Source organism: Pseudomonas sp. MDV22-iso1 (genome assembly GCF_058145095.1).
In genome coordinates this window covers 1-11,456 of sequence record NZ_JBYVMF010000052.1, presented here as the reverse complement: position 1 = coordinate 11,456, position 11,456 = coordinate 1, and the positions used below count along the sequence as shown (strand labels likewise).

Here is an 11,456-nt window from a genome sequence, read left to right as displayed (position 1 = left end):
CGAGGGGCAGGTCGACGCGGCGGACCTCGAGTTTGTGGCGGCTGTGGTCGAAGAAAGCGGGCAGTTGGGTAAGCATGTTCAGGCCTCCGTCACGACAGGCATATCCGCGCTCATTGCGTCGGCGAAACACAGCGTGATGCCTTCATCGTCGCTATGGCTGAGGGTGACGCTGCGGTTTTTTTGTTTGGCTGCCTGACGCTGCAGTAATTGCTGACTGAGAACGGGCAGGATCTGCTGGTTGAGCAGACTGTCGACGTTGCGGGCGCCGGTGTCGGGTAGTAAGCAGGCAGTTACCAACGCATCGTTCAGTGAGTCGTCGATCACACAGTTCAGGCCGTAATGGCGCTGCAGGCGGTTGGCGACCCGAGCGAGTTTCAGCGCAACAATCTGTTTGAGTGCCTCGGGTTGCAACGGCCGATAAATCAGGGTCTGAAAACGCGCCAGCAACGCCGGTTGAAAATGCTCACGCAGGGTTGGCCGCAGCCATTCGTGCAGGTTACTGTCCGATGCTTAGGGTTGTTCCTGAAGTCCGGCTTGCAGCACATCGCTGCCAAGATTTGAGGTCATGAGAATGACGGTGTTGCGAAAGTCGATTTCACGCCCTTCGCCATCGCGCATGAAGCCACGATCAAAGACTTGATAGAACAGGTTCAGGACGTCGCGGTGCGCCTTTTCCACTTCATCAAGCAATACGATGCTGTAGGGCCGCTGTCGCACCGCTTCGGTCAATACACCACCCTGGCCGTAACCGACGTAACCCGGCGGCGAACCTTTGAGCTGGCTAACCGTGTGAGCTTCCTGATACTCGGAGAGGTTCAAGGTGATTAGCGATTTTTCGCCACCAAACAGGCAGTCGGCCAAAGCCAGGGCGGTTTCGGTCTTGCCGACGCCACTGGTGCCCACCAGCAGGAACACCCCCAGCGGGGCTTTTTCTTCCGTCAGGCCGGTCTTGGCGGCGCGCAGGCGCTGGGCCAGCGCACTCAGCGCGCAATTCTGGCCAATGACCCGCTCGCTCAACTGCTGTTCCAAAGCCAACAGGCTGGTCTGTTCGTCCTTGAGCAGATTGCCCAGGGGCACGCCGGTCCAGTCGGCAATGACTTCGGCCACATCACGCACACCGACATCCAGGGAGAGTAATGGTTGTTCGCCCTGGATCTCGACGAGTTGCCGTTGCACCTGTGCGCGGACGCTCAACGATGGGGGCTCGATCTGGCGTTCATCAAGCAATTGCCGGGTCAGGGAGTGCTCGAGTCGGTATTGCCGCAGCTGGTCGGTTTGCTGTTGAAGGAGTTCGGCTTCTTGCGTGGCGATCATGTTGAGGCGCTCGCTTGAAGTACCGCCGCAAAGCCGCACGTCCTCTTCATGCGCCTGTCGTTCCAGTTCCAGAGCTGCCAGGCCTGCCTTGATCCGGACCAGTGCCTGAGGTTCGCAATCGCGGTTCATGCGCACCCGCGCACTGGCGGTGTCGAGCAGATCAATGGCTTTGTCCGGCAATTGCCTACCCGTCAGATAACGCCGTGACAGGTTGACCGCCGCCTGAACCGCCGCATCCTGAATGTGCACGCCGTGATGACTGGCATAACGGGCTTTGAGACCTCGTAACATGAGGCAGGCATTGACGTCATCTGGTTCGTCCACTTTGACCATTTGAAAGCGCCGCTCCAGGGCGGCATCACGCTCAAAATACTGTTTGTATTCGCTCCAGGTGGTGGCGGCGATGGTGCGCAATTCGCCCCGAGCCAGGGCCGGCTTGAGCAAATTGGCGGCGTCGGCGCCGCCTGCCTGGTTGCCGGCGCCGATCAGGGTATGGGCTTCGTCGATAAACAGCAGTACCGGATTAGCCGACTGCTGTACGGCATCGATGACATTTTTCAGCCTCTGTTCGAACTCGCCTTTGACCCCCGCCCCCGCCTGTAGCAATCCCAAGTCCAGGGTGCGCACACTCACCGGTTTCAAGCTGTCGGGCACATTGCCCTCGGCAATGCGTAACGCCAGGCCTTCGACCAGTGCGGTCTTGCCAACTCCAGGATCGCCGACCAGGATTGGATTGTTCTTGCGCCGACGACTGAGGATGTCGATGACCTGACGGATCTCATCATCGCGACCGAATACGGGGTCGATGTGCCCTGCCCTGGCCTTGGCGGTGATGTCCTGGGTGAACTTGTCCAGGACCGTCTGCAAAGCGTCGCTCCGGGCGTCACGGGCTGGTGAAGTGGCGAGCGGTTGAAGCACGTCTGCGCTGCCAAGCTCGTCTGGTTGCTGCACCTCCGGGCGCTCTTCGGAATGTTGATCCAGGAGGGGGAACAATCGTTGCAGCTGAATTTGGCCAAGGCTGAGCAAGGGCCAGGCCGCATCGCACGCGAGCAGGTTGGGAGCTTCCACCAAGGCGCCGAGCACATGTGCCGATCGCAGGTTTTCGTGACCTTCGAGTGACGCCCGCAACCAGGCACTTTTGATCAGTTCCTGCAGATTGCCGTCTAGCTGGGGCTTGCTCTGCACACTGCGCGGCAGCGTATCGAGATGGTCAAGCAGACCGCGCCATAGGCCATCCATATCCCATTCATAACGTCGGGCAATGAGTGTCATGTCGCCCTCGCCTTGCTCCAGCAACTTGAGCAGCCAGTGCTCGATGCTGACCTGTGCATGGGCACGGCTTTGACACAACGAAGCCGCCGCACTGAGCGCCTGGGCGCAGTAGGGGTTGAGGCGGCGAAGCAAGCGCGTGGAATTCTGTGTCATGCGTTACATCCTTGTTCGGTATTCGCGAGGTGTCGTCGGGGCAAGCAATAAGCCTGGCGCTTGATGTGTTTGGCTGAGCGCCCGCGAACAGACGCTCAACCCTGCACACCAGAGGCCCGGCAGACTTGAACCTGTCTGCCGGACCTGTTGCATCAGGCGCTTTGGCGTTCGTTCCAGGAATCGGAGTGGATGATGTTGCCGTCCTTGTAGGTCCAGGTGACCTTTTCGTAACGCAACTCAACCTGTTCCAGGTGGTTGTGCTTCTCCTTGGCCGGGTCCTTGACGTCGTGCATTTTTGGCGCGACTTTCACGACCTTTACGTTTTCCAGCTTGGTGATGAAGTACTCGACCTCCTCGCCGCCTTCATCAATGCGGTACCACTTGAACTCGGCGCTCTTGAGCGTCTGTCCGGTGGTCACCGCCTTGTAGAGATACGGACTGGATGAATCGATTTCCTTGGTAAAGAGGAACGGGGTGTGCACCCGCGTCCCGGTCAACTTGCCCGTGTTGTTGTCGGTCGGGATATAAAGGCTATGGTCCTGGGCGACCACCTCAATACTTCCCTGACGCTTCTGTACGTCCACCGACCCTTTGATGTCGGCGCCGCCGTCATCTTTCAGCCACAGGTAAACCGGAATTGCCATGTGAAACTCCTTTTCTTGGATGAATGTCGCGTAGGGCGACAGGGGGTTGCAGGTCTGGTCCCGCCGTGGGGAACTCGCACGCCCCCACTTCCGGCACCAGACGGATATCGACGCGACGGTTTGCCGAGCGCCCGGCTTCGGTGTCATTGCTGGCGATGGGTTGGCTTTTGCCAATGCCCTGCACTGCGAAACAGTTGTCTGGGATGCCACCCATTTGGCGCATCCAGTCGTGCACCGCCGAGGCGCGGTCTCGGGAGAGCTTTAGATTGTGATCGTCACTGCCAACGGCGTCGGTGTGCCCGGTGATGACAATCAACCAGCCAGGCTGAGCCTTGATGTCGTTCAAGGCATCGATCAGTACCTTGGTCGACTCAGGCTTGAGTTGTGCGCTACCGGTACGGAACAGCGACAGGCTGTTCAGCCGCACCGGCCTGGGTGCTCCCACGGGCATTGGTCCCGCCGAGAGTTCACGGTGATCGGCAATCGTCGACAGCAGCCGGGCTCGCAGAATTTCACCGCGATACAGGCCGAGTCCTAATGCAAGTGGCTCACCTTCCCGGTAGTAACTGTCCAGACGCGCTGCGTCCTCGCGTAGAGCACTCAATGCCTCCTCACGCAGGACAAACCCGGGCCTGTCACGGTGCTCTAACGGCGCAATGGTCGTGTAACGGCGCAGGTCATCACTGACCTGGCGTAGCAGCAAAGTGTTCTGCCAGGCGGAGCTGGCCAAGGCCATGACACCTGCGGCGGTGAACAACCACACGGCAATCACACCGGCGAGATGCACCGGAGATCGTTGAGCCTTCGTGGGAAGCAAATGCAGCAAGGGGTCGGGAAACGGCAGTGACGTGCCGACCGCTGGCGCGTGATCCACTAGCGCCCCCTTGTCACGCAGCCATTGCTGCCACAGGTTGCCTTTCACGCTATGGGGCAATGCCGGCACAAGCGTGATCGCACTGACCGTCGGCGGGCTGACAGCATGGCGTTTATAGGCCGTCAAATGTGGCATGACGTGATCAGCCAACCAAGCCGCTGCACTGTCGAGTTGCACGCTGGTCTGGAAGCGATGGGTCGTCGCCACGCCGTTGACAATTTGACGTTGCCATTCGCCCAGGCTGTGGCAAGCGCCGGCCTCGTAAACACGTGAATTCGATTGGCCTGCTTCCCAGCTGAACCAGGGCCCCTCGCCTCGTGAAGCTTGCAGATAGCTCACCAGCAGAAGCGGCAGTGCCGGGCAGTGCTTGCGACTCTGTGCCCACTGATAGCTGAACGCATGCACCTGCCCGGCCAGCATCGCGGCATTAGCGTGTTCAGCCGGGTTGGCAACGAACATCACACTGAGCTGACCGCACCATTGCGGCCGCACGGCCATGATGCTGTCGATCAAATGCGGCAGTTGCTCCAGAGGAGATACCCGCAAATAACATCCGTGTTCGGTCACTCGCTGCGCGGGTTGTTCGTCGGCTGTTGCACCAAACAGGCCATCCAGGCCGTCACCGCACACCAGTATTACTGGCTGACGGTAAGCCGCTGGAGGCAGCGTCAATCTGTGCGCAAACTCCAGGCGTTTGCGCTGGCGCGAAGCCCGACGTACTGCCCGAATCCACGCGAGCGCGACGCCACACATCACCGTCAACGCCGCGAATACCTGTCCCCAGCCTGCAAGCGGGAGAAAGGCCAGCAGCGCCAATGCAAGCGCACCCGTCCACAGCAACAGTGCTTTGTTGAGTTTGAGCGTCATTTGCCCCTCACGCCTGGACCGATGAGAGCGAGGCGATGACGCCATTCAACAGATGATCCAGCCCCCACCAGACACCCACGAGCAGCAGGCTGGCCGCCAGCACATGAGCCAATGGCGAACGCAACCAGTAAAACGCCTTCATCCGGCGACCCACATTAACGTGGGTCGGTAACGTATGACTGAGTTTCAAAGGCGCTACACGGGCTGCCAGGGCGACTACCAGTTGTTCACGCTCGGGGTCGTTTGCATCACGATAACGGCCCTGAAAACCGAGCATCAGCACCCGATGAAAGGCTGTCAGCACATGCAGGTCGGCCGAAGGTTCGCGCAGCACTTCGCGCATGTCTTCATACAGAAACTCACCCGCCTGATGACGGTTGAAAAACCTTGCCTGCAAGGGCTTGCGTGCCCATTTGGCATGGTCTTCATCCTTGCCGCGACCCAGCACGGTTTCATCCAGCAAAGCGCATTGAGCATGGCTGATGTGGTCGATGCTGCGCGAGCTCAGGCCTGCCTCCTTGAGCAGGCGGCGAACGAGTTCGATCTGCTTGATGCAAAGCGCCGACAGTTTGTCTGTGTTCAGCGCGCAAGCCCCCTGTCGCAGCTCCACGACCAACAGGTAGCTGTCCTGCAACAGGGCGTCGATATCCACGGACATCGACGTAGGGTCGTTGGATAGGTTCAGGTTCATGTGCGCAGCACCGCGAACAGTTCAAGCTTCACATCGACCAGCGTACTCGGGACGTAGAATGCACAGACTCCTGCCGCCAGCATGGCTTGCCCCTTGGGATGGCTCAGATCAAGGGCGAAGTACTGGTTTTCCAGACGCAGGGGGATGGCTGCCGGGACATGGCTGAGCGATTGCAACGGCACACCATCGAGCGCGGCGTTGATCAGATGATCGACATCATCCGGGGTACCGACCTTGCACAGGCGCGGGAACTGACCTTGCAGTTCAACCGCTGGCAACCGGCACCGCACGGACAGATAGAAGTCCGCGCTATCACGTTCGCGCAGTCGGGCATCATTGAGGGTGACTTGCCAACGGTTGGCGCTGCTGTTCTCCAATGTCAGTGCAACAACCCGCGAAGGAAGACTCGCCTCGAGCAGCGTGGAGATCATGCGCATCAACGGCGGGAACACCGCTTCCAGATGTTCGTGCCGGTACGCGGGTATCTGGTCGAGATCGTGTTCCAGGGAAAAGGTCAGCAAGCCGCCGGCCAGCTTCGTCAATTCCAGATAGACCTGTTCGGGATGTCGCACGGGCCAGGCTTTGAAATCCATCAGTACCGGTTGGTAGGTGTTCAGGGCGTTGAGTAACCAGAACAGCGATACATCGGCCACGGCAAAGTCTGCCATGCGCTGGTTGCTCTCCCGGCGCATGCCCATCAGTCGTTGGCGCTTGGCAGCCAGCTGGGTCAGCAGGTTGTCGAACTGGATCAGCAAGCCGGGATGAGCTGCGAAGCTGAGCAGCGGCGGCACATAGGCTGGATCGAGGCTCCATCCGCCCTGCCCGTCGCGCACCAGACGTGCAATGGGACATGTCAGGTAATCGCCGTTCTCGTCGTGATCGAAGCGCAGGCTCAGCATGTGCTCCAGAACGGCGATCGATTGCACCTCGTCGGCATAAACGTCCTGCACATCACGCCAGGCCTGGCGATAGCGGATCGGCCGATCTGCCCTGGTAGCGTCGAAAAGGCAGTTGTTGCCATTGGCTTGTTCCAGTGGCAATGCCAATACCAATATCGGGTTCTGAATGTCATCGGGCAGCAGGCTGGTCAACTCCAGTCCTGGTGGCAGCCGGTCTATATGATCGGTATCGATCAAGGTGCCATCGGGCATTCGCAAGCACAGCTGAGTGGCTTTGAGCTTGCCCAATCGCAGTGCTTGCAGGTCAAACGCCACGGCCTGAACGCCCCAGGGATGCACCAGGGACAAATGCGCGAGTCGCTCGTTGGCCCAGGCTTCCCAGCGCGCCTGCTGCTGGAATTGCTGCGGAGACAACAGAGCCCCCGCGACCCATAAGGGGCGGTCTATCTTCATTACGTCGTTTCCCTACGAAGTGATTGGGTTCGAAGGGGCTTAGGCCTTCGCTTTGGGCATCTGCGAAACCAGGGACAAATTGACGTCCATGCCTTCCACCTGGAAATGCGGTACGGCATACAACTTGACGCGGAAGAAGCCTGGATTGTCTTCGATGTCTTCGACTGTGACTTTCGCATCACGCAGCGGGTGCGACGCCTGCAAGTCGTCACCCGGATCCGTCATTTCAGTCACCAGGCTGCCGATCCATTTGTTCAGTTCCAGTTCCAGTAAACGACGATCTTTGGTCGTACCGATGTTCTCGCGCTGGATCAGCTTCAAATAGTGAGCAATGCGCGAGAGCAGGAAGATGTAGGGCAATCGTGCGTTGATCCGACTGTTGGCAGTGGCGTCCGCCGTGTCGTACAGCGCCGGCTTCTGGGTCGAGTTGGCCGAGAAGAAACAAGCGTAATCGCGATTCTTGTAATAGGAGAGTGGAATGAAGCCGAGGTTGGCGAATTCAAATTCGCGAGTCTCCGGAATCATCACTTCCGATGGAATCTTCACCTGGTTCCCGGTACCCAGATCGTACAAGTGGATCGGCAACTCGGTGACGGCGCCACCCGACTGAGGGCCCCGAATCTGCACGCACCAGCCATTGGCAATAAAGCTCTTCACCATGTTTGCAGCGAAGGCAAATGAGGCGTTGGTCCACAGGTACTTGTCGTGATCCGGCCCCTTGACGCTTTCGATGTAATTGAAGCTGCGCACTGGAATGGTGTCCGGGCCATAAGGCAGTCGGCCCAGCACGCGCGGCATGAGCAAGCCGATGTAGCGCGCGTCATCGCTATCACGGAAGGCCTTCCACTTGATGTACTCCGCACGGTCAAAGTAGTTGCCGATATCCTTGATGGCCGCAACTTCTTCCATCGATTTTTTGCCAAAAAAGGCGGGACCGACAGAACCTATGAAAGGCATGTGCGCTGCCGCCGACACCTTGGAAATATTGCGCAACAGGGCAATGTCCTGTGGACTGCGGTCGAATTCATAGTTGGAAATGGCCGCCGCTATCGGCTCACCACCCGGCGTGTCGTATTCCTGGATATAGGTATGAACATACAAACCACTCTGGGCGATTTCCGGTGCATCCTCGAAGTCCTGGACCAGGTGATCCTTGCTGACATCCAGCAATTCGATACGGACGTTCTGGCGGAAATCCGTCTGATCGACCAACGATTTGACACCCCGCCATGTGGATTCCACTCGCTGGAAATCAGGGTGGTGCATGACGGCGTCAAGCTGGCGACTGATCTGTGCATCCAGGGACGCTATGTGTTCATCCAGTAGCGTCTTGTCCAGACGCTCGACTTTCTGTGCGGACTGCTTGAGCAAATTCATGAATACACTGACGGCGGCCGTTACCCGTTCATCGACAGAGGCTTCAGAAAGCGCTTCGGCATTTTGGAAAACTTCAATTCCGCCCAATGTTGTAATTGGACTGAGATTGATCTTTCCAAACAGGGCGCTATAAACGCCTTTGCTTTCTTCAGACAACACTGTAGCGCCGCGCGATTGCACGTTAGAACTTTCTGTGTTCATCACGAAAAAATTCCCTTTAAATAATCTGAAGTGAATTAACGACTTTCCTGGGGTGCCAAGGCGGCCAATTCAGCTCGCAGCTCATCACTCAGTGCATCATCTTTGAGGATGCGCTCCAGTTCGTGTCGAAAGGTGGCGTTGTCCAGCAAGTTCGACTTGAGGTCGCGCAACAGGTTGCGCATGGCCAGCAGTGCGCGCAGTTGCGGGATCTGTCGGGCCACCTGCTCAGGCTCGAAATCCTTCATGCTTTGAAAATTCAATTCGACCGGGCTTTCGGCGCTGTCATCCACGAGGGTGTTTTTTACCGCCAGCTTTAGGTCCGGGGAAAACTGGGCCAATACGCTGTCGAAATTATTCTTGTTGATACCGATTTTGGTGCGTTCCGAGATTACCCGCTGCTCTTTGCCGTTGCTGTAATCACCCATCACCATTAACTTCAATGGCAACTCGACTTTTTTCTGCGCACCGCCGGTATGCAAATCGAGTTTTATGTTGACCCGTGCCTTGGGCACTTCGTTTTGAAAACTGCTTGACGTCATCACCGCCTCCAGACATACACACGACAATCATTGCCGTGACAAAAATCCTTTCAGTGGCGCAAACGATGGACCATCCGACGGAGCCATTCCACCCTTCGGACAAAATCCAGAAGATTCCTACGCAAAAATAGAAAACCCTGACAGACACCTCTGTCATTAACAGCAGATGCGCTCTGCTCCTACCCGTCACGGGGAACAAAACACTCTGCATCAGTTATTTATACTCAAATGCCAGCTTAATAATATTTTACCGATACCAGGGTGATCCCTAGTCTTGAGCCCAAGAGATGGCAGGCCATAACCGCCTGAATCCCACATCGAAGGGTAGAGAGATGACCACTGAAAAAACAAAAACAGACACGCTGATTGTGGGCGCCGGTCAGGCTGGCGTGGCGATGAGCGAGCACCTGAGCAAACTCGGCGTGCCGCACTTGGTGCTGGAGCGCAACCGTATTGCCGAGCGCTGGCGCACCGGGCGCTGGGACTCGTTGGTGGCCAACGGTCCGGCGTGGCACGATCGATTTCCCGGTCTTGAGTTCGACGACCTCAGCCCCGACGGCTTCGCCCCGAAAGAGCGGGTAGCCGATTACTTCGAAGCGTACGCAAAGAAATTCAACGCCCCCATCCGTACCGGCGTGGATGTACTGAAGGTCGAACGTAATGTGGGTCGTCCGGGCTTCACCATCGAAACCTCCGAGGGCGTGATCGAAGCCAACCGTGTTGTCGCAGCCACCGGGCCGTTCCAGCGTCCGGTCATCCCGCCGATCGCGCCGAAAGACGTGCCGCTCCAGCAGATCCATTCCGCTGACTACCGTAATCCTGCGCAGTTGTCCGAAGGTGCCGTGCTGGTGGTCGGCGCAGGCTCATCGGGTGTGCAGATCGCCGATGAATTGCAGCGCGCCGGCAAGAAGGTCTACCTGTCTGTGGGCGCACACGACCGCCCTCCTCGCGCTTATCGCAACCGTGATTTCTGCTGGTGGCTGGGTGTACTCGGCGAGTGGGATCAGGCCGCCATGAAGCCTGGTCGGGAGCACGTGACCATTGCGGTCAGTGGTGCTCATGGCGGGCGCACCGTGGACTTCCGGGGCCTGGCCCATCGCGGAATGACGCTGGTCGGGCTGACCCAGGCGTTCAATGGCGCGGTGGCGACTTTCCAGCCGAATCTGGCCGAGAACCTGGCGCGCGGTGACGAGAATTACCTGGCGCTGCTGAATGCCGCCGACGCCTACATCGAACGCAATGGCCTGGACCTGCCGGAAGAGCCCGAGGCGCGGCACACGTTCCCGGACCCGGAATGCGTCACTCATCCGATCCTGGAACTCGACCTGGCCAAGGCCGGCGTGACGTCGATCATCTGGGCCACCGGTTTTGCCACGGATTACAGCTGGCTGAAGGTTGACGCCTTCGATGGCCACGGAAAACCACAGCATCAGCGCGGTGTCGCCAGCGAGCCAGGCATTTATTTCCTCGGCCTGCCGTGGCAGTCCCGTCGGGGTTCTTCGTTCATCTGGGGCGTCTGGCACGACGCCAAATACGTGGCCGATCACATCGCCATCCAGCGTTCATACCTGGACTACCACGATGCCGCTCAACGTCAGGCCGAGCCACATGCGGTCACGGCTAAAACGCCGGTCAGTGCTTAATTCTTTCTTCAGGAGCCACACATGTCCACGCCAACCCATACCCGTATTCGCATGTTCAACACCAAGGAAACCTACCCGAACCAGAGCCTGGACAACGACCTTTGCCAGGCCGTGCGCGCCGGCAACACGGTGTATGTCCGTGGCCAGGTCGGGACCGATTTCGACGGCAAATTGATCGGCCTCGGTGACCCGCGTGCACAGACCGAGCAGGCGATGCGCAACGTCAAGCAGTTGCTGGAAGAGGCTGGCAGCGACTTGAGTCACATTGTCAAAACCACGACCTATTTGATCGATCCGCGTTATCGCGAGCCGGTGTATCAGGAAGTCGGGAAGTGGCTCAAAGGTGTGTTTCCGATTTCGACCGGATTGGTGGTGTCGGCGTTGGGGCAGCCGCAATGGCTGATGGAGATTGATGTGATTGCGGTGATTCCTGAGTAGTCGGGAGGACCGAGTTGCGGTATCGCGAGCAAGCTCGCTTGTATGTTTAGACTTGAGGGGTGGGGTGGGACTAAAAACTCAGTTCTGACTC

At 58.3% G+C, this 11,456-nt stretch carries 10 protein-coding genes; 2 read left to right on the top strand and 8 right to left on the bottom strand.

Annotation, left to right across the window (positions count from 1 at the left end; genetic code table 11):
• Window positions 1-78: 78 nt before the first annotated feature.
• The 8 genes from AC3ZVB_RS29010 to tssB all read right to left on the bottom strand — a co-directional run bounded on the left by AC3ZVB_RS29010 (window position 79) and on the right by tssB (window position 9,284).
• A complete protein-coding gene (locus tag AC3ZVB_RS29010) occupies window positions 79-447 on the bottom strand; it encodes a hypothetical protein (RefSeq protein WP_490148481.1) in 369 nt (122 codons plus the stop codon).
• Window positions 448-510: 63 nt separating this feature from the next.
• Window positions 511-2,739 carry a type VI secretion system ATPase TssH gene (gene tssH, locus AC3ZVB_RS29005; RefSeq protein ID WP_490148480.1) on the bottom strand — a complete coding sequence of 743 codons (2,229 nt, stop codon included), beginning with the start codon at window positions 2,737-2,739 and terminating at the stop codon, window positions 511-513.
• Window positions 2,740-2,891: 152 nt separating this feature from the next.
• Window positions 2,892-3,383 carry an Hcp family type VI secretion system effector gene (locus tag AC3ZVB_RS29000; RefSeq protein WP_162438494.1) on the bottom strand — a complete coding sequence of 164 codons (492 nt, stop codon included), beginning with the start codon at window positions 3,381-3,383 and terminating at the stop codon, window positions 2,892-2,894.
• A complete protein-coding gene (locus AC3ZVB_RS28995; protein WP_490148479.1) occupies window positions 3,349-5,124 on the bottom strand; it encodes an OmpA family protein in 1,776 nt (591 codons plus the stop codon). Before AC3ZVB_RS28995 ends, AC3ZVB_RS29000 begins: the two co-directional genes overlap by 35 nt.
• A 7-nt stretch (window positions 5,125-5,131) precedes the next feature.
• Window positions 5,132-5,815 (bottom strand): type VI secretion system protein TssL, short form, encoded by a 684-nt coding sequence (tssL, locus tag AC3ZVB_RS28990; protein WP_490148478.1) that lies wholly within the window; start codon window positions 5,813-5,815, stop codon window positions 5,132-5,134.
• Complete coding sequence (tssK, locus tag AC3ZVB_RS28985; protein ID WP_490148477.1) at window positions 5,812-7,167, bottom strand: type VI secretion system baseplate subunit TssK; 1,356 nt, start codon at window positions 7,165-7,167, stop codon at window positions 5,812-5,814. The genes tssL and tssK overlap by 4 nt, the downstream gene beginning before the upstream one ends.
• 39 nt (window positions 7,168-7,206) lie before the next feature.
• Window positions 7,207-8,745 (bottom strand): type VI secretion system contractile sheath large subunit, encoded by a 1,539-nt coding sequence (gene tssC / locus AC3ZVB_RS28980; protein ID WP_162438490.1) that lies wholly within the window; start codon window positions 8,743-8,745, stop codon window positions 7,207-7,209.
• 35 nt (window positions 8,746-8,780) lie between these two features.
• Complete coding sequence (gene tssB / locus AC3ZVB_RS28975; RefSeq protein ID WP_162438489.1) at window positions 8,781-9,284, bottom strand: type VI secretion system contractile sheath small subunit; 504 nt, start codon at window positions 9,282-9,284, stop codon at window positions 8,781-8,783.
• 332 nt (window positions 9,285-9,616) lie between these two features.
• Between tssB and AC3ZVB_RS28970 the strand changes: the two genes are divergently transcribed.
• Both AC3ZVB_RS28970 and AC3ZVB_RS28965 read left to right on the top strand, forming a co-directional pair.
• Window positions 9,617-10,927 (top strand): flavin-containing monooxygenase, encoded by a 1,311-nt coding sequence (locus AC3ZVB_RS28970; RefSeq protein WP_490148476.1) that lies wholly within the window; start codon window positions 9,617-9,619, stop codon window positions 10,925-10,927.
• A 21-nt stretch (window positions 10,928-10,948) separates the two neighbouring features.
• Window positions 10,949-11,365, top strand: coding sequence for a RidA family protein (locus tag AC3ZVB_RS28965; RefSeq protein WP_490148475.1), 417 nt, complete (start codon window positions 10,949-10,951; stop codon window positions 11,363-11,365).
• Window positions 11,366-11,456: the final 91 nt, after the last annotated feature.

Excerpts from the sequence above, each read along its gene's own strand:
- tssH (WP_490148480.1), bottom strand. The coding sequence starts at position 2,739 with ATGACACAGAATTCCACGCGCTTGCTTCGCCGCCTCAACCCCTACTGC.
- AC3ZVB_RS29000 (WP_162438494.1), bottom strand. The coding sequence starts at position 3,383 with ATGGCAATTCCGGTTTACCTGTGGCTGAAAGATGACGGCGGCGCCGAC.
- AC3ZVB_RS28995 (WP_490148479.1), bottom strand. The coding sequence starts at position 5,124 with ATGACGCTCAAACTCAACAAAGCACTGTTGCTGTGGACGGGTGCGCTT.
- tssL (WP_490148478.1), bottom strand. The coding sequence starts at position 5,815 with ATGAACCTGAACCTATCCAACGACCCTACGTCGATGTCCGTGGATATC.
- tssK (WP_490148477.1), bottom strand. The coding sequence starts at position 7,167 with ATGAAGATAGACCGCCCCTTATGGGTCGCGGGGGCTCTGTTGTCTCCG.
- tssC (WP_162438490.1), bottom strand. The coding sequence starts at position 8,745 with ATGAACACAGAAAGTTCTAACGTGCAATCGCGCGGCGCTACAGTGTTG.
- tssB (WP_162438489.1), bottom strand. The coding sequence starts at position 9,284 with ATGACGTCAAGCAGTTTTCAAAACGAAGTGCCCAAGGCACGGGTCAAC.
- AC3ZVB_RS28970 (WP_490148476.1), top strand. The coding sequence starts at position 9,617 with ATGACCACTGAAAAAACAAAAACAGACACGCTGATTGTGGGCGCCGGT.
- AC3ZVB_RS28965 (WP_490148475.1), top strand. The coding sequence starts at position 10,949 with ATGTCCACGCCAACCCATACCCGTATTCGCATGTTCAACACCAAGGAA.